14 protein-coding genes are annotated in these 19845 nt (G+C 69.5%); 4 read left to right on the plus strand and 10 right to left on the minus strand.

Annotated elements, in window-relative coordinates; genetic code table 11:
* Position 1 precedes the first annotated feature (1 nt).
* A complete protein-coding gene (locus ACLJRL_RS22410) occupies positions 2-397 on the plus strand; it encodes a globin (RefSeq protein ID WP_410658193.1) in 396 nt (131 codons plus the stop codon).
* Positions 397-1947, plus strand: a complete 1551-nt coding sequence (locus ACLJRL_RS22415; protein WP_410658194.1) for a glycoside hydrolase family 13 protein — start codon at positions 397-399, stop codon at positions 1945-1947. The genes ACLJRL_RS22410 and ACLJRL_RS22415 overlap by 1 nt, the downstream gene beginning before the upstream one ends.
* Positions 1948-2035: 88 nt before the next feature.
* Here ACLJRL_RS22415 and ACLJRL_RS22420 read toward each other — a convergent pair whose 3' ends face one another.
* On the minus strand, positions 2036-3484 hold the full coding sequence (locus ACLJRL_RS22420; protein ID WP_410658195.1) for an LVIVD repeat-containing protein: 1449 nt from the start codon (positions 3482-3484) through the stop codon (positions 2036-2038).
* Between the two features lie 87 nt (positions 3485-3571).
* Between ACLJRL_RS22420 and ACLJRL_RS22425 the strand changes: the two genes are divergently transcribed.
* The gene (locus tag ACLJRL_RS22425; RefSeq protein ID WP_410658196.1) at positions 3572-4213 is read left to right on the plus strand and encodes a DUF305 domain-containing protein; all 642 of its coding nucleotides are present in this window, start codon (positions 3572-3574) and stop codon (positions 4211-4213) included.
* 77 nt (positions 4214-4290) lie between these two features.
* Here ACLJRL_RS22425 and ACLJRL_RS22430 read toward each other — a convergent pair whose 3' ends face one another.
* The 8 genes from ACLJRL_RS22430 to ACLJRL_RS22465 all read right to left on the minus strand — a co-directional run bounded on the left by ACLJRL_RS22430 (position 4291) and on the right by ACLJRL_RS22465 (position 17960).
* Positions 4291-4569, minus strand: a complete 279-nt coding sequence (locus ACLJRL_RS22430) for a hypothetical protein (protein WP_410658197.1) — start codon at positions 4567-4569, stop codon at positions 4291-4293.
* 63 nt (positions 4570-4632) lie between these two features.
* Positions 4633-5268 (minus strand): hypothetical protein, encoded by a 636-nt coding sequence (locus tag ACLJRL_RS22435; protein WP_410658198.1) that lies wholly within the window; start codon positions 5266-5268, stop codon positions 4633-4635.
* A complete protein-coding gene (locus ACLJRL_RS22440; protein ID WP_410658199.1) occupies positions 5261-5680 on the minus strand; it encodes an acyl-CoA thioesterase in 420 nt (139 codons plus the stop codon). Before ACLJRL_RS22440 ends, ACLJRL_RS22435 begins: the two co-directional genes overlap by 8 nt.
* Complete coding sequence (locus ACLJRL_RS22445; RefSeq protein ID WP_410658200.1) at positions 5680-10653, minus strand: NAD-glutamate dehydrogenase; 4974 nt, start codon at positions 10651-10653, stop codon at positions 5680-5682. The genes ACLJRL_RS22440 and ACLJRL_RS22445 overlap by 1 nt, the downstream gene beginning before the upstream one ends.
* A gap of 345 nt (positions 10654-10998) precedes the next feature.
* Positions 10999-13485 carry a hypothetical protein gene (locus ACLJRL_RS22450; protein WP_410658201.1) on the minus strand — a complete coding sequence of 829 codons (2487 nt, stop codon included), beginning with the start codon at positions 13483-13485 and terminating at the stop codon, positions 10999-11001.
* A 16-nt stretch (positions 13486-13501) separates the two neighbouring features.
* Positions 13502-15178, minus strand: coding sequence for an energy-dependent translational throttle protein EttA (ettA, locus tag ACLJRL_RS22455; protein WP_410658202.1), 1677 nt, complete (start codon positions 15176-15178; stop codon positions 13502-13504).
* A gap of 97 nt (positions 15179-15275) precedes the next feature.
* Positions 15276-15725, minus strand: coding sequence for a single-stranded DNA-binding protein (locus ACLJRL_RS22460; RefSeq protein WP_410658203.1), 450 nt, complete (start codon positions 15723-15725; stop codon positions 15276-15278).
* A 180-nt stretch (positions 15726-15905) separates the two neighbouring features.
* On the minus strand, positions 15906-17960 hold the full coding sequence (locus ACLJRL_RS22465; protein WP_410658204.1) for a cytochrome c oxidase assembly protein: 2055 nt from the start codon (positions 17958-17960) through the stop codon (positions 15906-15908).
* Positions 17961-18002: 42 nt separating this feature from the next.
* On the opposite strand from ACLJRL_RS22465, the gene ACLJRL_RS22470 reads away from it, so the two are divergent.
* A complete protein-coding gene (locus ACLJRL_RS22470; RefSeq protein WP_410658205.1) occupies positions 18003-18641 on the plus strand; it encodes a histidine phosphatase family protein in 639 nt (212 codons plus the stop codon).
* Here ACLJRL_RS22470 and ACLJRL_RS22475 read toward each other — a convergent pair.
* On the minus strand, positions 18615-19814 hold the full coding sequence (locus ACLJRL_RS22475) for a sensor histidine kinase (RefSeq protein WP_410658300.1): 1200 nt from the start codon (positions 19812-19814) through the stop codon (positions 18615-18617). The genes ACLJRL_RS22470 and ACLJRL_RS22475 overlap by 27 nt on opposite strands.
* Positions 19815-19845 lie beyond the last annotated feature (31 nt).

Raw genomic sequence — 19845 nt, forward strand, 5'->3', positions numbered from 1 at the left:
TGTGTCAGTGAGCGAGCCAGACCCCACGACCTTGTACGAGGCGATCGGCGGCGAACCGGTGTTCACCCGGATCGTCGCGCGGTTCTACGCCGAGGTGGCGGTCGACGAGGTACTTCGCCCGCTGTACCCCGAAGAGGACCTCGGCCCGGCCGAGGAGCGCTTCCGGCTGTTCCTCATGCAGTACTGGGGCGGCCCGCACACCTACTCGGATCAGCGTGGCCACCCGCGGCTGCGGATGCGGCACAACCCGTTCAAGATCGGCCCGATCGAACGCGACGCCTGGCTGCGCTGCATCAAGATCGCGGTCGACGAGGAGAACATCGAGGAGCCCTACCGCAAGCAGCTGTGGGCCTACCTCGAAATGGCGGCGAACAGCATGATGAACAGCTTCGTGTGATGGCGCGGGGCGCCACTTGGTGGGACCAGGCGGTCTTCTACCAGGTCTACGTGCGCTCGTTCGCCGATTCCGACGGGGACGGCGTCGGCGACCTCGAAGGAATCCGGAGCAAACTCGGCTACCTCGAACTGCTCGGCATCGACGCGCTGTGGCTGACGCCGTTCTACTCCTCGCCCATGGCCGACCACGGTTACGACATCGCCGACCCGCGCGACGTCGACCCGATGTTCGGCACGCTCGGCGACTTCGACGTGCTGCTGACCGAGGCGCACAAACGCGGCATCAAGGTCACCATCGACGTCGTCCCCAACCACACCAGCAACACCCACGCCTGGTTCAAATCGGCGATGGCGGCGCCTCCGGGCGGCCCGGAACGGGATCGCTACATCTTCCGCGACGGGCTCGGCCCGCGCGGCGACTCGCCGCCGAACAACTGGGTCAGCGCGTTCGGCGGCCCGGCCTGGACCAGGGTGCCCGACGGCCAGTGGTACCTGCACCTGTTCTCGCCGCAGCAGCCGGACCTGAACTGGACCAACCACGAGGTCGCCGCCGATCTGGAGCGCACCCTGCGGTTCTGGCTGGACCACGGGGTGGACGGCTTCCGCATCGACGTCGCGCACGGCATGGCGAAACCGCCGGGCCTGCCCGACATGGACCCGCGGGTGAACCCGCTCGGGCCGAGCGAGTTCTACGACCCGCGCTTCGACAACGACCGTGTCCACGAGATCCACCAGATGATCCGCAAGGTGCTCGACGAGTACCCGGACGCCATGGCGGTCGGCGAGATCTGGGTGACCGACGAGGAGCGGCTCGCCCGCTACCTGCGGCCGGACGAACTGCACCTGGCCTTCAACTTCCGTTTGGTGCTCACGCATTTCGACGCGGACGCGCTGCGCACGGCCATCGAACGGTCCCTGGCGGTGCCGAAGTCGGCCGGGGCCCAGGCCACCTGGACGCTCGGCAACCACGACGTCTGGCGGCAGGTCAGCCGGTACGGCGGCGGCGAGCGGGGCGTGCGGCGGGCCCGCGCGATGGCGCTGGTCGAACTCGCCCTGCCGGGAACGGTCTATCTCTACAACGGCGAAGAACTCGGCCTCGGCAACGTCGACCTCCCGCCCGACGCGCTCGCCGACCCGCGCGCCAAGACCTCCGGCGCCGAGTTCGGCCGGGACGCGTCGCGGGTGCCGCTGCCGTGGGAAGGCGATCTGCCGCCGTTCGGTTTCTCCCGCAACCCGCGGACGTGGCTGCCGATGCCCGCTTCGTGGGCGTCTGTGACCGTGGAAGCGCAGCTGGAAGATCCCGCCTCGACGTTGTCGCTGTACCGGCAGGCGATCGAGATCCGCAAGACGCATCCGGCGTTCAGCGGCGACGACCTGGACTGGTACGGCGCCCCGGCCGGCTGTTTCGCGTTCCGGCGCCGCGGCGGGCTGATCTGCGCGCTGAACACGTCGGCGAGCCCGATCGCGGTGCCGCCGGGCGAGGTGCTGCTGTCGAGCGTGCCGCTGGTGAACGGGAAACTGCCGCCGGACGCGGCCGTCTGGCTCGTCTGACCCGCTCGTCCGACCCGCTCCCGGATGCTATGAACGGGCCTTTCCTTGCAAAATTTGCAAGGAAAGGCCCGTTCATAGCGCTACCGGATCAGTTGAAGCCCGGGTGCAGCTTGTACTGCGTCTGGGCGTTGAACTCGTTCTGCCGGACGAACTTCGCCGGGAAGGTCCGCCAGTCGTTCAGGTCCAGGACGTCGAGACCCTTCACGATGTCGGACGAGAAGATGTGGCCGTTGTACCAGTACGCCGACCACGTTCCGCCGCCGACGAGCTTCTCGTTCGAGAGCGGGCCACGCTCCCAGTACGCGATCTCCTTCGGCTTCGTCGAGTCGGTGAAGTCCCACACCGAGATGCCACCCTGGTACCAGGACTGGACCATGATGTCCTTGCCCGGCACCGGGATCAGCGAACCGTTGTGCGCCACGCAGTTCTCGGTCTCGGACTGGAGACGCGGGATCTTGTAGTAGCTGCGGAACTCCAGCTTGCGGTTGTCGCCGCGGCCGGTGATCTCGTAGATGCCGTTGGCACCGCGGGTGCTGCCGAACTTCTCCAGGCAGGTCGCCATGCCGCCGCCGCCGAGTTCGTCGGTGAAGACGATCTTGTTGGCGTCGTTGTTGAAGGTGGCGCTGTGCCAGAACGCGAAGTTCACGTTGTCCTGGACGCGGTTGAGGACCCGCGGCTTGAGGCGGTCGGAGATGTCGAACAGGACGCCGTCACCCATGCAGGCACCGGCCATCAGGTCCTTCTCCGGAAGCGCCGTGAGGTCGTGGCAACCGGTGGTCGCCGAACGGTTGGTGCCGTCCGGGTTCGGGCCGCCGACGTTGCCGCCGTCCGGGAACAGCACCGGCTTCGCGACGAGTTCGGCCTTCGCCGGGTTCTTGACCGGGACCTTGATGATCGAGATCTTGTCGTGCGGCGGCTGGCAGTCGGGCAGGTTGGCCGCCGGCGCGTACGACGAGACGTACACGAAGACGTTCTTGCCGTTCTTGTCCGGCACCATCGTGTTGGTGTGCGAACCACAGTCGGTCTCGATCGCCGCGACGTACTTCGGTGCCGCGAGGTTCGAGATGTCGAAGATCTTGATGCCTTCCCACGACGTCTTGTCCGAGGCGGGCTTCGAGACACTCGAGCATGAGTTGTCGCTACGCGAGGCGTCGGTCGACAGGAAGAGCAGGTCCCCGGAGATCGACACGTCGTTCTGCCCACCGGGGCAGAGGACCTGGCTGACGATCTTCGGGCGGTACGGGTTACGGACGTCGAAGACGTTGAAGCCGTCGTACGTGCCGATGATCGCGTGACCCTTGGTGAACGCGATGTCGGTACCGGTCGAGTCCTTGGTGAACGGCCCCTGCTGCGGGACGTTCGCGATCGACCGGAGATTCGGGCTGTGAACGATCTCGTCCACGCCCGGGATCGCGGTCGCCGCAGGCTCCGCGATGACGGCGGGCGCGGCGAACGCACTTGAGGCCCCGAGGGCGGCAACGGCGGCCGCAGACACGAAGACCCTGGTCAAACGACGTTTCAGCCCAGGTTGCAGCACGATATGGCTCTCCTTCCACCCAGCTTTACGCGCACCTTATTACTTATTTAGGCTCAGCAGATACCGACCAATGGAGGATCTCCCGGGATGAAAAAAAGTTTGACATCTGCGCTGGTCGCTGCCGCTTTCGTAGTTTCGGGCTGCGCCAGTGAGGAATCCCCCGCCGCGCCCGCGCAGAGCGCACCGGTGATCGTGCCCGGGAAGCCGGGTGAACCGGCGGGCACCGTCGCTCCCGGTCAGGTGAACCGGGAGCAGCCCAACGAGGCCGACGTCGAGTACATGACGATGATGATCCCCCACCACCAGCAGGCGAAGGTGATGACCGACCTGGTGCCGGGCAAGACGGCGAACGAGCAGATCCGGGCGATCGCCGGCCGGATCTCGGTGGCCCAGGACGGCGAGATCGCCATGATGAAGACGTGGCTGGCCGACCGCGGCAAGCCGGTGCCGGGTGCCGGCCACGAAGGTCACGGCGGCGGGCACGACCACGCGCTCATGCCGGGGATGGCGACGGAAGCCCAGCTGGCGGATCTGCGCGCGGCGAGCGGCCCGGCGTTCGAGAAGCTGTTCCTCGACCTGATGATCGCGCACCACCAGGGTGCGCTGACCATGGCCGAGACCCAGCTGGGCAAGGGTGTGGAGATCAAGGCCCAGGAGATGGCCCAGGAGGTCATCACCGGCCAGTCCGCCGAGATCGAGCGCATGCGAACGATGCGAGGAAAGCTCTAGCCCCTACGCAAGTAGTCCTCTAGTTGCGGTGGTTGGCATCGCGAACTACCGCGACTAGAGGACTAATCGCGGGGGGGTCAGGCGTCGCCGGAGGAGCCCATGTCACCGAAGCCGGAGTCGCCTGAGTCGTCGACGGCACCCGAGACGATCCAGGTCGTCAGCGCGGCGGCCTGGATATAGGGCGCGGCCTGCGCGGCCGCCCGTCCGGCGGACTTGGCGCGGCCCCACTTCTCCGGGCGCTCGGCGCGTTCCGCGGCCTCTTCGCCTGGCGGCCGCTCGGTCCGCCAGGGAGTCTCCTCCGGCCGGACCTCGGCGAGGAAGTCCGCGGTCGGGTCGTCCCCGTCCTTGTCACTCATGGGGACAGCCTGACACCGCGGGCGGCCGGAAGCCACCCGCGGTGCGGGGCGGTAAGAAACCCGTCAGAACAGCAGCGGCAGGAGCGCGTGGCGGCGTTTGAGGACGGCACCGTAGCGGGCGTCGATGCGCATCCAGGACTCCGTCGCGGTCACACGGACGACGTCATCGGCGATCGACGAGTCGAGGAAACCCATCCCGGACAGCGCGAACAGGCACCGCATCTGGACCTTGATCTCCTGCTCGCCGCCGGTGACGGTGAGCACCGCCTGGTCCATCAGCGACGCGGGCGGGTTGCCGTGCGGGCCGGCGTTGTCGCGGGCGAGGGTGACCCCGCGGTCGGCCAGTTCGGAGATCAGCGTCGCCGGCAGTTCGTCCACCAGCTGCCAGCGCCCCGGAGCGGGCAGTTCCGAATGCCACATCAGGTCCCGGGCCGGGCCCGGATCCATCCGCACGCCACCGGCCACGGTCAGCGCGGCGAGCAGCTCGTTCCCGGACACGGTGATGTCCGACGGCGTGATGTCCCCGGCGACGGCCCTGGTCGCGAGGACCTCGAACGGGGTCGTGCTCCATGCCTCGACGACGCCGTCGCCACGCTGACGCAGCCGCACCAGCGTGTTCTGGTCGAGCCGGACCGCCCTGGCCACGAACGCCCCGAGGGTCTCGCGGTCACCGGCGTCCGGGATGACGAGCTCAGGCATCCGCGAACCCCTTCTCCAGGAAGGCGCGTTCGTCCTCGGTCAGCCGCCGCGGGCGCTCCGACCCGGTGTCGAACGGGGCCAGCACCGTCTCCGCGGTGACCGCGACCTTGTCGGTCCCGGCCGGCCCGTCGTGCACCTTGTAGTCGAGGGTGAAGCTGGCGTGCTTCAAGTCCTTCAACGAGATCTCCACCCGGATGTCCTGATCGGACACCACGATCGGCGAACGGTAATGGACGGCCAGCTTCACCACGACGATGCCCTTGGGCAGCTCGGTGAGACCGGCACGGACGGCGTCACCGAACAGCAGCGGGATCCGTGCCTCTTCGAGCAAGGTCACCAGATTCGCGTGGTTGACGTGCCCGTAGACGTCCATGTCCGACCAGCGTGGCCGGACCAGGGAAATGTAGCTCACTACCTCACCGTGCTCCGGATCTGCCTCGCCGCCACCGACAGCGTCGCCAGGTCGAGTTTGCCGGACTCGCTGATCTCGTCCAGCGCGACCCGCGCCCGCTGCAGCCGCGAAGCGTTCGTCTTCTCCCAGTGCGCGATCTTCTCATCCGGGCCGGTGCCCGAATCACTGTGCCTCAACGCGTCCAGCGTGATCGCCCGCAGCGAGCCGTACACGTCGTCCCGCAGCGCCAGCCGCGCGAGCGCGTGCCAGCGGTTGCCGCGTTCGAGACCGCTGATCGAGGTCAGCATCTTGTCGACGCTGAGGTGATCGGACAGCGCGTAGTACAGCGCCGCGGTCTCCGCCGGGGTGTGCACCGCGTCGATCCCGGCCTGCTGCTCGGCCATCTCCGCGACGTCGGTGACGTCGAGCAGGCCGTAGGTGTGCAGCAGCAGCGCCACGCGCTCGGCCAGTTCCGCCGGGACGCCCTTCTCCACCATGCGTTCCGCGTTCGCGTCCACCGACGCGCACTCCACCCCGCGTAGCAGTTCGTGTGCCCGCGGGGCCAGCTCGCCGACGACCCGGCCGAACCGGTTGATCTCGGCGAGCGGGGCCAGCGGCTGCGGCCGGTTGGTGAGGAACCAGCGGGCGGCCCGGTCGAGCAGCCTGCGGGTCTCCAGCATCATCTCGTCCGCGACCTCGGTCGGCACGACGTTGTCCAGCGCGTCGATCTGCGCCCACAGCGACGGCAGGTCGTACACGTGGGTGACCACGGCGTACGCGCGGACGGCGTCGGTCGCGGTCGCGTTCATCTCTTCCATCAGGCGGAAGACATACGAGATCCCGGCGCCGTCGACGACCTCGTTGGCCACCATCGTGGTGATGATCTCGCGCTTCAGCGGGTGCTGGAAGATCGCGTCGCCGAACCGTTCCCGCAGCGGCTTCGGGAAGTACTCCGGAAGACGTCGGGAGAAGACCTCGGACTCCGGCAGTTCGCTCGCCAGGAGCTCGTCCTTGAGGTCGAGCTTGACGTGCGCGAGCAGGGTCGCCAGCTCCGGCGACGTGAGGCCGTCGCCCGCCTTCTCCAGCGCCCGGAACTCCGCGGAACTCGGGAACGCTTCGAGCTTCCGGTCGAAAGCGCCCTTCGCGACCAGTGCCGCGACGAGCCGCTGGTGCACCGAGACCATCGGCCCGGCGTGTGCCCGGCTGACCCCGAGTACCGCGTTCTGCCGGTAGTTGTCGGCCAGCACCAGGTCGCCGACCTCGTCGGTCATCTGCTCCAGCAGCTCGTTGCGCTGCTCGGCACCGAACAATCCGGTCGAGACCAGGTGATCCAGGAGGATCTTGATGTTGACCTCGTGGTCGGAGCAGTCGACACCGGCGGAGTTGTCGAGCGCGTCGGTGTTGATCTTGCCGCCCGAGCGGGCGAACTCGATCCGGCCGAGCTGGGTCAGGCCCAGGTTCCCGCCCTCGCCGACGACCTTGACGCGGAGCTGATTGCCGTTGACGCGCAAGCCGTCGTTGGCCTTGTCGCCCGCGTCGGCGTGGGTCTCGTTCTCGGCCTTGACGTAGGTGCCGATACCGCCGTTCCACAGCAGTTCGACCGGAGCCAGCAGGATCGCCTGCATCAGGTCGTTCGGCGCCAGCGTGGTGACGTCCTCGCCGAGACCGAGTGCCTCGCGGATCTGCGGGCTGAGCGGGATCGTCTTCGCCGACCGCGAGAAGATGCCGCCGCCCTCGCTGATCAGCGCGCGGTCGTAGTCCTCCCACGACGAGCGCGGCAGGTCGAACAGCCGCCGGCGCTCGGCGAACGAGGAAGCCGCGTCCGGGCTCGGGTCGAGGAAGATGTGCAGGTGGTTGAAGGCGGCCACCAGCCGGATGTGCTCCGAAAGCAGCATCCCGTTGCCGAAGACGTCACCCGCCATGTCGCCGATGCCGACGACGGTGAAGTCCTCGGTCTGGGAATCCTTGCCCAGCTCACGGAAGTTGCGCTTGACGCTCTCCCAAGCACCCTTCGCGGTGATGCCCATGGCCTTGTGGTCGTAGCCGACCGAACCACCGGAGGCGAAGGCGTCGCCGAGCCAGAAGTCGTAGATCCCCGAGACCTCGTTCGCGATGTCGGAGAACTTCGCGGTGCCCTTGTCGGCCGCGACCACGAGATAGCTGTCGTCGCCGTCGTGGCGGACCACGCCCGGCGCGGGCACGGTCTTGCCCTCGACGCGGTTGTCGGTCACGTCCAGCAGGCCGGAAATGAACATCCGGTAGCAGGAGATGCCCTCGTTCAGCTGGGCGTCGCGGTCCAGTCCCGGGTCACCGGTCGGGGACGGCGGGCGCTTCACCACGAATCCGCCCTTCGCGCCGACGGGCACGATGACGGCGTTCTTGACCGCCTGCGCCTTGACCAGGCCGAGGATCTCCGTGCGGAAGTCCTCCCGGCGGTCGGACCAGCGCAGCCCACCGCGCGCGACGTCGCCGAAGCGCAGGTGCACACCCTCGATCCGGGGCGAGTACACGAAGATCTCGTACTTCGGCCGCGGCTCGGGCAGTTCCGGCACCGCGCTCGGGTCGAGCTTGAGCACCAGGTACTGCCGGGAATTCCCGTCGGCGTCGGTGACGTGGTAGTTCGTCCGCAGCGTCGCGAGGACGACCGCCATCAGCCGCCGCAGGATCCGGTCCTCGTCCAGGCTGGTCACCTCGTCGACAAGGTTGCCGATCTCGGCGGTCAGCTGCTCGCCCTGCGAGGCGCGCACCTCGTCGCCGAGCGAGAGGTCGAACCGGGTCTCGAACAGCCGCACCAGCGCGGTCGCGATGTCGGTGTGCGCGAGCACGGTGTTCTCGATGTACTCCTGCGAGAACGGGATCTTCGTCTGGCGCAGGTAGCGCGAATAGGCCCGCAGGATGGCCGCCTGGCGCCAGGTCAGCCCGGCGCGCAGGACGAGCCCGTTGAAGCCGTCGACCTCGCAATCACCCCGCCAGGCGGCGTGGAACGCGTCCTGGAAACGGACGCGCAGGTCCAGGTCGGCGTGGTCGAGCACCTGCGGGTCGATCCGCAGGCCGAAGTCGTAGATCCAGGACCGGCCGCCGTCTTCGCGGCGCAGTTCGTAGGGCCGCTCGTCGACGACCTCCACGCCCATCCGCTGCAGGACCGGCAACACCTGCGAGAGCGTGATGCCCTCGCCGCGCAGGTACAGCTTGAAGCGCCGCTCCCCCGCCTCGGCGTCGGCCGGCAGGTAGAACGACATCGAGAGGTCGCCCTCGTCGGTCAGCGCCTCCAGGGCGCGCAGATCCGCGAGCGCTTCGAGTGCGCTGAAGTCCTCCTTGTAGCCCTCGGGGAACACCGCGGCGAACCGCTGACCCTGTTCACCCGCGGACTCCTCGCCCAGCAGGCCGATCGCGACGCCGCTGTCGCCGGCGCGCTCGCGGCGCTCGGCGAGGATCGCCTCGACCATCCGGTCGTCCCAGCCGCGGACGGCTTCGTTGAGCCGTTCCTGGATGCGCAGGGTGTCCGGCTCGGACCGCTGCGAGGGATCGGTGTGCACGATGAAGTGCACCTGCGCGAGCACCGTCTCACCGATGCGCGCGCTGTATTCCAGTTGTGTGCCTTCGAGTTCCTCGAGCAGGACCTCCTGCATCGCGAGCCGCGAACGGGTCGTGTAGCGGTCACGCGGGAGGTACACCAGGCAGGAGAAGAAGCGGCCGTACGGGTCACGGCGCAGGAACAGCCGCAGCCGTCGGCGATCCGACAGCGTGATCGCGCCGGTCGTCGTCGAGTACAGCGAGTCGGTGTCGGCCGAGAACAGGTCCGCACGCGGCCAGTTCTGCAGCACCTCGAGCATCCGCTGGCCGGAGAAGGACTCCATCGGGAAGCCCGCGCGGTGGATGACCTCGCGGACCCGGTTGCACACCACCGGGATGTCCAGCACGTTCTCGTGCAGGGCGGTGGTGGTGAACATGCCGAGGAAGCGGTGCTCGCCGGTGACGGTCCCGTTGTCGTCGAACGTCTTCACGCCGACGTAGTACGGGTACACCGGGCGGTGGACCGTGGACGGCGCGCTCGCCTGGGTCAGCACGAGCAGCGTCGGCGCGAGCGCCGTCGAGGCCGTGTCGGGACCGGCGGTGAGGCTGCGCGCGGCCAGGCTGTCCTGCCGCAGGACGCCGAGACCGGAAGCGAGCGCCGCGCGCAAGGCCGGCTCGTCGCTGTCGGGGTGGGGGCTGTCGATCAGTTCGTAGCGGCGGTAGCCGAGGAAGGTGAAGTGGCCGTCGGCCAGCCAGCGCAGCAGCCGGGCGCCTTCGGCGACCTCACGTGTGGGCAGCTGGGGCGGGGCCTCGTCCAGTTCGTCGGCGAGACGGCGCGCCGTCTCCGCCATCTTGTCGGTGTCCTCGACGACCTCGCGGACATCGCCCAGCACCGAGGAAAGCCGGTTGTCCAGCTCGCGGGCGCGGTTCGGGTCGGTCACCAGATCGATCTCGATGTACATCCACGACTCGGCGGCCGAATTCGCCGGCGGCTCGGCCGGGTCGGCGTCCGGGTGGACCGCCTGCAGTTCGCCGGTGAGATCGCGGCTGACCACGACGATCGGGTGCACGATGCGCTGCACCTGGACCCCGTCGCGAGCGAACTCGGCGGCGACGGAATCGACCAGATAGGGCATGTCGTCCGTGACGACCTGCACGACGGTGGCCTCACGCGTCCAGCCGTCTTCCGGGCCGGTCGGGTTCAGCAGACGTACCGCGGGCCGGCCGGGCATCCGGTCCTTGGCCAGCTGCAGATGCGAGCGGACGGCTCCGACGAGGTCGACCGGGTCGTCACCGAGAATCTCCTCGGCCGGGATATGCCGGTAGTACAGGCGGATCAGGTCGCCGATCTCGGGCGCGTACGCGGCGGCGGCATCGATCAGATCGTCCCGGATCTGCTCCGGGTTCGCCGACCGGCGCCGAGCGCCGTCTTCGGTGCCGACATCTTTTCCGGGCAGGGACGAGACTCCCGTCGAGCTCATTTGAGACAACTCTCCACTGTAGCGAGATTGACACCGCGACCGGCACGACTCTGTGCCGGACCAGACCCAACCTACAGCTTTGGACAGTCGGCCCGACAAGGCCCGGTCATTCCCGGTCGTCGAAGATTTCCCTGCTCAGATAGCGGAATCGCCGTGATCGGTTCAGCTACTGGCGGGTCACATACGCGGTCTGTCCGGCCCCGCGCGCGACCGGCCGCACCGGGCATGACCAGCGCCCCATTCCCGCTCGGAGAAACCTCGAATTCTCGATCCGGGCGAACTGAATCGTTCTAGTTTCGATCGATCCGAACCCCGGTGGGAGCAAGGGACCTTTGCTCTCGCCGGTCAGTCGCTTCCGTTGGTGCGGTGGCGATCCCGGCCGTTGACGGGACGCTTTCCCGAGTCCTGGGAGCCGAGTTGTTTCACGAGCGCGGCGGCGCTCGCGGTCCCCGCCTGGTGCTCGGCGAGCGCGCGGGCGAGCAGGTCGGCGAGACCGGCGTCCGGCGGCGGCTCGTCTTCCGCGATCGCGCGGGCGTAGCTCTCCGGGAAGGGGGTGATCGGCCGCCAGGAACCGGTGTCGGTGAGCGGATCCAGCGCGGGCGGCATCCGCAGGCGCGGGAGCCACGGGTCCGCGACCTCGTCTTGGACCGGCTGCTGAGCGGCGGCGGCGTAGCGCGGCGGCGCGGGCGGGTCTTCCCGGGGCGGCGGCGCGAGGGGGACGGCGGGTTCGGCGCGCGGTGGTGGCGGGGGTGCCGGCTCCCGGCGGACCGGTTCGGTCGCCGTGTGGTCCTCGGGCTCCCCTGGGTGGTCGGCGCTGTGGTCTGCCCCGTGGTCGGCGCTGTGGTCCGCGCGACGGCGGCCGCCACCTTGTGCGCCGCTGCCCGAGATCCCGAGCCGGTCCAGCACCGATTTCGCCGCCACCGAACCGTGTTCGGCGTCGTGCCTGGTCTTCCGTGACACGGGCGCGGCGGACCGGCGGGCGCGTTCCTCGGCCGCCCACTCGTCGCTCTCCCACAACGGGGCGGCCGTCCCCGGCGGGCGCAGCACTTCGGACTCCCGGGCGATCCGCGGCCGGGGTTCGGCGGCGGGCTCGGGGGCCAGGAGCAGTTCCGGGACCATCGGCTCCGGGGCAGGCGCGGGTACGGGCGCAGGCGTGGGCTCTGCGTGACGGGTGGGCACTTCGGGGCGCCGGCGCGCGGCGGGGACCGCTGGCTCGGACCGGATGACCGGAGTGTCGCGAGCGGCCGGGGCCTCCGGACGGCTCCGGCGACCGGGCGCGGGTTCGGGCCTGGACACCGGTTCGGGCCGTGGTGCCGGCTCACGGGGAGGCTTCGGCGGCGGCATCAGCTTCGGCTCGGGCGGCGGGGTCCGCTCGAAACTGGGTTCGTACCTGATCGTCGGCTTGGGCTGCGGCGGCTTTTCCGGGACCCGTCGTCGCCAGTCGCTCGCCGAGGCCGCGGCTTCACGAGGCGGCTCCGGACGGGTCGGCGGCTTCAGCACCGGCGCCTCGGCGACGGCCTTCTTCACCGGAGGCGCGGGACTCTCCACAGGACGCGACGGCTCGACGGGCTCGGCCGTATGCCGCTTCGGCGGCTCGACGGGCTCCACGATCGGCGGCATCACCGCGGTCACCTCGGCCGGCGCGGGCGCGGGAACCTCGCTGCGGGCAGGACGCGAAGCGACGACTCGCAGGACGTCGTCGAGGTCGACTTCGGTGTTCTCGGTGGTGCCGAACTCACCGATCAGGACGTTGCACGCCTGCCGTCGCGCCCGCGCGTGCAGGTGCTCGGCGGCGCGCGAACGGTGCAGGCAGCCGATGGCCTCTTCGGCCCGGCCGAGTCGTTCTTCGATCTGCGCGAGTTCCAGCCACAGCCGCGCCGTGACCGCGTGCAGCCGGTGGTCCTCGGTGGCGCCGACCGCCTCGCGCACGAGCATGCCCGCGGCCTCACCGGATCCCGAAGGCAACAGGACACGGGTGGCCACCGCCAGCCGCAGCCAGGCGGCGGGCGCGATCCCGGCGGCCCGGACGGGCGCGGCGAGGATCGGCTGGGCGATCTCGAGCGCCATCTCGGCGTCGCCGCGGTCCAGCAGCGTGCACACGAGCTGAAGAGCCAGCCTGATCCGGACGAGACCACCGTCGTCGCCGGGGTTGCCCAGCTTCTCCAGCATGCCCAGCCCGGTCCGCGCGGCGTCGGCCGCCGACGTCAGGTCGCCGTGACGACGGCGGTGCGCCGACACCCCGACCCGCAGCATGGCGCGAAGCATCAGTTGCGAATCCGCCGACAGCGAGCCGTCGCCGAGGACGAGTTTGTCCGCCTCGGCGAGCACCCGGTCCAGCTCGGCCTTCCGGCCGAACTGCGCGAGGCAGCCCACGAGATGACACAGCGCCTCGGCCCGGTGAACCGGCGAGACCGCCGGATCCGCCAGCAGCGGCCGGAGCGCGGCAAGACCCGTCAGCGGGACGCCGACACTGCGCGCACAGACCGCGAGGTCGATCCGCAGCCGTGCGGCGATGTCGCCGTAGCCCGCGTGTTCGGCGGCCCGCAACGCGGCCACCGCCCGGCCGACCGTCCGGGGGCGGCCACCGAGCCGGACCCGAGCGGTCACCACCAGGCTTTCCGCACGGATCCACTGCTCGTCGGCACCGGCAGCCTCGGCGAGCGCGGCCGCGCGCTCCCCGAGGACCAGCGCGAGTTCGGGCGCCCTCAGATGCAGGGCGTCCGCTCGCTCGATCAGCCTTCCGACAGCGGACAAGGTTCCCCCGGTGGCAGCCGTGCGCCCACCCACCATGGCGGTGGGTGGGCCCGGCCGTTGGCGCTTGCTGGCTTCCACGGGGAACCCCCGGCCGTCAGTCGCGGGTCAGCTTGCGGTGGGTGACACGGTGCGGACGAGCCGCCTCGGCACCGAGACGCTCGATCTTGTTCTTCTCGTAGCCTTCGAAGTTACCTTCGAACCAGAACCACTGCGAGGGGTTCTGGTCGGTACCTTCCCAGGCAAGGATGTGCGTCGCGACCCTGTCGAGGAACCACCGGTCGTGTGAGATGACCACGGCGCAGCCGGGGAACTGCTCGAGAGCGTTCTCCAGCGAACCCAGCGTCTCGACGTCCAGGTCGTTCGTCGGCTCGTCGAGCAGGATCAGGTTCCCGCCCTGTTTGAGGGTCAGCGCCAGGTTCAGCCGGTTGCGCTCGCCACCGGAGAGCACGCCCGCCGGCTTCTGCTGGTCCGGACCCTTGAAACCGAACGCGCTGACGTAGGCACGTGAGGGCATTTCGGTCTGCCCGACGTGGATGTAGTCCAGCTTGTCCGAAACCACCTCCCATACCGTCTTCTTCGGGTCGATACCGCCACGGTTCTGGTCCACATAGGACAGTTTGACCGTCTCGCCGATCTTGACCACGCCGTCGTCCGGCTCCTCGAGCCCGACGATCGTCTTGAACAGCGTCGTCTTGCCGACACCGTTCGGCCCGATCACGCCGACGATGCCGTTGCGCGGCAGGTCGAACGACAGCCCGTCGATCAGCACGCGGTCGTCGAAACCCTTGCGCAGCTTGTCGACCTCGACGACCACGCTGCCCAGACGCGGGCCCGGCGGGATCTGGATCTCTTCGAAGTCGAGTTTGCGGTGCTTGTCCGCCTCCGCCGCCATTTCTTCGTAGCGGTCGAGACGGGACCGCGACTTGGTCTGGCGCGCCTTGGCGTTCGACCGGACCCAGTCGAGTTCGGTCCTCAGCCGCTTGGCGAGCTTGGCGTCCTTCTTGCCCTGGATGGCGAGACGCTCGCCCTTCTTCTCCAGGTACGTCGAGTAGTTGCCCTCGTAGCCGACGACGCGGCCGCGGTCGAGCTCCATGATCCACTGCGCGACGTTGTCCAGGAAGTACCGGTCGTGAGTGACCGCGAGGACGGCGCCGGCGTAGTTCGCGAGGAACTGTTCCAGCCACAGCACGCTTTCGGCGTCCAGATGGTTGGTGGGCTCGTCGAGCAGGAGCAGGTCGGGCGCGGACAGGAGCAGCTTGCACAGCGCGACACGGCGTCGCTCACCACCGGAGAGGTGGGTGACCTCCTCCTCCGGCGGCGGGCAGCGAAGGGCGTCCATCGCCTGCTCGACCGCGGAGTCGATCTCCCACGCGTCGGCGTGGTCGAGGTCCTCCTGGAGTTTGCCCATCTCCTCCATCAGCTCGTCGCTGTAGTCGGTCGCCATGAGCTCGGCGACCTCGTTGAAGCGATTGAGCTTGACCTTGATCTCGCCGAGACCTTCCTCGACGTTCTCGCGGACCGTCTTCTCCTCGTTGAGCTCGGGCTCCTGCATGAGGATGCCGACGCTCGCGCCAGGCTGGATGAAGGCTTCGCCGTTGCTGGCCTGCTCGATCCCCGCCATGATCTTCAGAACGGTGGACTTACCCGCGCCGTTGGGACCCACCACGCCGATCTTGGCGCCGGGGTAGAACGCGGTGCTGACGTCGTCGAGGATGACCTTGTCCCCGACGGTCTTGCGCACCTTCTTCATGGTGTAGATGAACTCGGCCATACCCGCGATCGTAGAGCGAGCCGATCCCGGCCTTGACGGCGGTCACCACCGAACTACCGTCAGTCAGCCCGATATCACTGAGTGAGCATCGGTTCCCTCAGGCCGCGGGTGCGTCTTCCAGCGCGGTGACCATGGGATTCCCCGGAGGTGGCGAGGGTACCGGCGCCCGCCGTACCTGGTCACGGGCCGGCCGCCGGATCTCGGCCGAGCACCGCGCGAGGTTGGGGCCGATGGAGAAGGCCTCAAGCTCAGGTAGACCGAGAGGTGCGGGGATCTCCTCGGCCGTCTCGGCGCCGCGAAGCCGCCCGGCCACGATGACCGGATCCCCCTTGCTCAGGCAGGAGAACGTCGTCATCGCCAGCTTGCGCCAGCAGGTGACCTTGACCGCGAGCTGCCGCCCCTCGCCCCACTCCCCTCTTTCCTTGTCATACCGACGTTCGACACTCATCAGGCCGAACGACACGATGTCGTGCCCGTGCACGCGTTCCGGATGGTGGACCGGTTCACTCGTCAGATTGCCGACCATGGTCACCCACGTCTCGCCCATCGCCATCACACTCGCCTTTCTCCCTCGATCCGGGCCGATCCCGGCGTTTTCGCTGGAACCCAGCCTGCCGTGGATCAAGGGACGGAAGGGGGCCCGATCCGGATCTGTGGACAACTCCGGGAGATGGGGGCTTCCTGTGGACAACTCGGCCGGAAAACCCGGAACCGTCAGGGGGATGTGCTACGAGCCGCGTTGGGTCCTCTCATTGCGTTCGTCCTGATCCGGGCCCCGGACCGGATCAGCGAGTTTCTTCAGCATCGCGTTGTACGCGGTCAGATCCGCGTCACCCGAGGCGTCCTCGCGGCGATCCCGCCGCCGGGCCTCCCGCTCGTCCTGACGCGCCCACTGCACCAGCAGCGCGACCAGCACCAGCAGCACCGGCACCTCACCGGACGCCCACGCGATCCCGCCGCCGAGCCGCTGGTCGGTCAGCAGGTCGGTGACCCAAGGCAGCTTCAGCGAGCGGTAGAAGTCCTGGCCGAGCACGGTCTGCATGCTCATCAGCGCGATGCCGAAGAACGCGTGGAACGGCATGGCGGCGAACATCATCCCCAGCCGTCCCAGCGGCGGGATCCGGCGCGGCGCCGGGTCGACGCCGATCACCGGCCAGTAGAAGACGTAGCCGGCCAGCAGGAAGTGCGCGTTCATCGCCAGGTGCGCCCAGTGGTAGTTCAGCGCGGAGTCGAACAGGCCCGAGAAGTACAGGCCGTAGAACGAGCCGACGAACAGCAGGAGCGCGACCACCGGATGTGTCAAGAACCGGGAAATCGGCGAGTGAACGGCCGCGAGCAGCCATTCGCGGGGCCCGGGCGGGCCGTCCTTGCCCGCGGCGGGCAGCGCGCGCAGCGCCAGCGTCACCGGCCCGCCGAGCACGAACAGCACCGGCGTCACCATGGACAGCAGCATGTGGTTGCCCATGTGCACGCTGAACATCGCGGGCGCGTACCGCCCGATCCCGGACGACGTCGCGATCAGCAGGACGGAACAGCCCGCGAGCCACGCGATCGTCCGGCCGGGGGGCCAGGCGTCGCCACGACGTCGCAGCCGCCGGACACCGGCCAGGTACAGACCGGCGAGAACGATCGCGAGGGTGCCGTAGACGAGATCGAACCGCCAGTCCGTGAGCAGCGCCCAGACGGACGGCGGGCCGGAGAGGTCGTAGCCGATCAGCAGTTCCGTCGTCGACGGCTGGACGAACGACTCCTGCGGCGGCGGGGTCTTCGCGAGTCCCGTCCCGATGCCGATCGTGACGAACATGATCAGCACCTCGACCGCGGCCAGCCGCAGCAGCTGCCCGCCGCCCGCGCCGTTCACCAGCCCGGCGACCCCGCGCTGCCGTTGCTGGTGCCCGAAAACGCCGAGCAGCAGCAGCGCGACGACCTTCGCGATCACGAGCAGGCCGTAGTCGGTGGTGAACAGGTCGGCGATCGTGATCCGCACCAGCGCGTTGACCACGCCGGAGATCGCCATCACGATCCAGCAGACCAGCGCCAGCTTGGAGAAGCGGGTCGCGGCGAGCTTCAGGTTCTCGCCCCGGCGCCAGCCGAGCGCGAGCAGCGCCACCAGGCCGCCGACCCACAGCGCGGCGGCGATCAGGTGGTACAGCAGGCTGTTGGTCGCCATGTCGTGCGAGCCGCCGCTCGCGGAATGCCCGGTGACCGCGACCGGGATCAGCCCGCCGACGGACAGGAAGAACACCACCGCCGTCCAGCCCCACGTCAGCGCGAGACGGCAGCCGAGGGCGACCAGCAGCGCGATCAGGGCGGTGAACAGCCACGCCTTGGGCTGCTCGATGGCGTCCACGAGGGCGACCAGCACCTCCGGCGAGAGCACCTCGGCGAACGGCCGACCGGCGCCGTCGGCCGCGGAGAACACGATGGACGAGGCGGCGGCGGCGAACCACACCCACGCGGCGATACCGGCGACGCGGATGGCGGCGTACCCGTCCGCCGCGAGCGTGCCGGACTTCTGCGGCGGGACGAGGAACGCGGCGAGCAGCAGCGAACCCACGCACAGGATCGACGAAGCCTCGGCGAGCACTCGCGCGACGGTGATGCCGTAGCGCGTCACCAGCCCCGGATCCGGCAGACCGGCGATGACGTACCCGGCGCCGCCGGTCAGCGCGACCAGGCCGACGGCCACCACCGCGGCGAGGAGCGCCCCGATGGACACCAGCGGCAGGACACCGGCCTTCCGCGAGGGTGCGGCCGGTTTCGTCACGGGGTCTGCAGGCACGTCACGAGGGTATGCCGGACGCGCAAGGGGCAAGATGGCGGCGTGCGGATCATCCTGCTGAGGCACGCCGAGTCACTCGGCAACGTCGACGAGCTCGCCTACACCCGGATCCCCGACCACGCCCTCCCGCTGACCGACGTCGGCCGCGAACAGGCGCGCCGCGCCGGCCCTGAGCTGCGGGAACTCCTCGGCGGCGAGCGCCCGGCGGTCTACGTCAGCCCGTACCTGCGGACGCGGGAAACGTTGCGGCTGCTGGACATCCGCGGCGCCTGCGAACGGATCGTGCCGGAGCCGAGGCTGCGGGAGCAGGACTGGGGCAACCTTCAGGAACCGCTGGAGCAGGAGGTCCAGAAGCAGCGCCGTCACGAGTTCGGGCACTTCTTCTACCGGCTCCCCTTCGGCGAATCCGGCGCCGACGTCGACGACCGGGTCGCGGCCTTCCTCAGCGAGCTGGCGGCCTGCGGCGAAGATCACCCCGAGACCGTGCTGGTCGTCTCGCACGGGCTGACCATCCGGTTGCTGTGCCGTCGGCTCTTCGGCTGGAGCATTGAGCTTTTCGAGTCCCTGTCCAACCCGACCACCTGCGAATACCGGGTCGTCGAGCGGCAAGGCGACAAGTGGACGCTGAACCGCCCGTTCCGTCAGTGGCGGGACTCACCCGACGGGGAGACTCAGGACTGAAGGCGCCAGGAGCGACACCCGGGTCCCCAGCCCGGGGGTGGACTCGATTCGCGCGTGGCCGCCGATCTCGGCCATCCGCGCGATGATCGAGTTCTCCAGGCCGAACCCGGACGGGCGGGCGCCGACGTCGAATCCGGCGCCGTGATCGCGCACGGTCAGCGAGATCCCGCCGCCGATCTCCTCGATGCTGACGACGGCGCGCCTGGTCCCGGAGTGCTTCAGCGTGTTGCGCAGGGCTTCCCTGGCCGAGTCGTGCAGGGCCATGGCCGTTTCCTCGGCGAGGCCCGGACCGCAGTCGTCCTGGACGACGACCTCGACCCGAAGTCCTTCCGCGGCCATCTCGGCGGCGAGCAGCCGTAGCCGCTGGTGCAGCCCGGTGGACGTCGCGGGTTCGTGTTCGAGGCTGATCCGGAGGCGCATCGCCTGGGCGCGGGCGGTGCGGCGGACCCGGTCGAGGCTGGCGGCCGGGTCGAGTTCGTCGGCGGGCGCGGGGATCGCGAACGACTCCATCACCTGGAGGACGGTGTCGTGGACGTCGCGGCGGTGCCGTTCCCGTTCCGCCGCGCGGCCTTGCTGTTCCCCGAACCCGAGCGCGAACCGCATCGACGCGCCGAGCAGGCCGACGATCGCGAGCGACGCCGCCAGCGCGGTCCCGAGGGTCAGGAAGACGGCGAGCACGAGCGGTGCGGCGCCGGAGACCGCGGCCACCGCGTAGTGCAGCGCCACCGCACCGCCGATGACGAGCGCCCCCGCCAGCGCGCCGCGCAGCAGGGTCCAGACCATCACCGTGCCCATCAGGTGAGTCCAGGTGATCGACGTGATCGCGTCGTCCTGTCCGGGCGTCGCGACGAGCGCGGCCCCGACGGTCAGGAGCACCGCGAACCCGGCGTCGGCCACCGGCACCAGCCGCGCGCTCGCCGGGTCGCGGGTGGACCGGCGGAAGATCCAGACGACTTCGGCGAGGCTCGGCACCAGGTGCGCCGCGACGAGGGCCCACAGCGCCGGCGACGTGCCGGCACCGCCCGTCCACAGCGCCTGCACCAGCATCGCCAGCCGGAACACCACCGGGACCAGCACGAGCCGGGGCAACGTGGTCTGCACCAGCCTGGCCGGGATCCCGGGGACCTGGTGACGGCCGGTCAGGACCCCTACGCCACCGCCGAGCATCAGCACCCTCACGCCGCTCCTCCCCGGATCAGCCACC

The organism is Amycolatopsis sp. lyj-112, assembly GCF_046549055.1.
In the GTDB taxonomy this organism is placed as follows: domain Bacteria; phylum Actinomycetota; class Actinomycetes; order Mycobacteriales; family Pseudonocardiaceae; genus Amycolatopsis.

What these genes read in the sequence shown, in the direction of transcription:
- ACLJRL_RS22445 (WP_410658200.1), bottom strand. Translation starts at nt 10,653, where the DNA reads ATGAGCTCGACGGGAGTCTCGTCCCTGCCCGGAAAAGATGTCGGCACC.
- ACLJRL_RS22415 (WP_410658194.1), top strand. Translation starts at nt 397, where the DNA reads ATGGCGCGGGGCGCCACTTGGTGGGACCAGGCGGTCTTCTACCAGGTC.
- ACLJRL_RS22430 (WP_410658197.1), bottom strand. Translation starts at nt 4,569, where the DNA reads ATGAGTGACAAGGACGGGGACGACCCGACCGCGGACTTCCTCGCCGAG.
- ACLJRL_RS22435 (WP_410658198.1), bottom strand. Translation starts at nt 5,268, where the DNA reads ATGCCTGAGCTCGTCATCCCGGACGCCGGTGACCGCGAGACCCTCGGG.
- ACLJRL_RS22425 (WP_410658196.1), top strand. Translation starts at nt 3,572, where the DNA reads ATGAAAAAAAGTTTGACATCTGCGCTGGTCGCTGCCGCTTTCGTAGTT.
- ACLJRL_RS22460 (WP_410658203.1), bottom strand. Translation starts at nt 15,725, where the DNA reads ATGGGCGAGACGTGGGTGACCATGGTCGGCAATCTGACGAGTGAACCG.
- ettA (WP_410658202.1), bottom strand. Translation starts at nt 15,178, where the DNA reads ATGGCCGAGTTCATCTACACCATGAAGAAGGTGCGCAAGACCGTCGGG.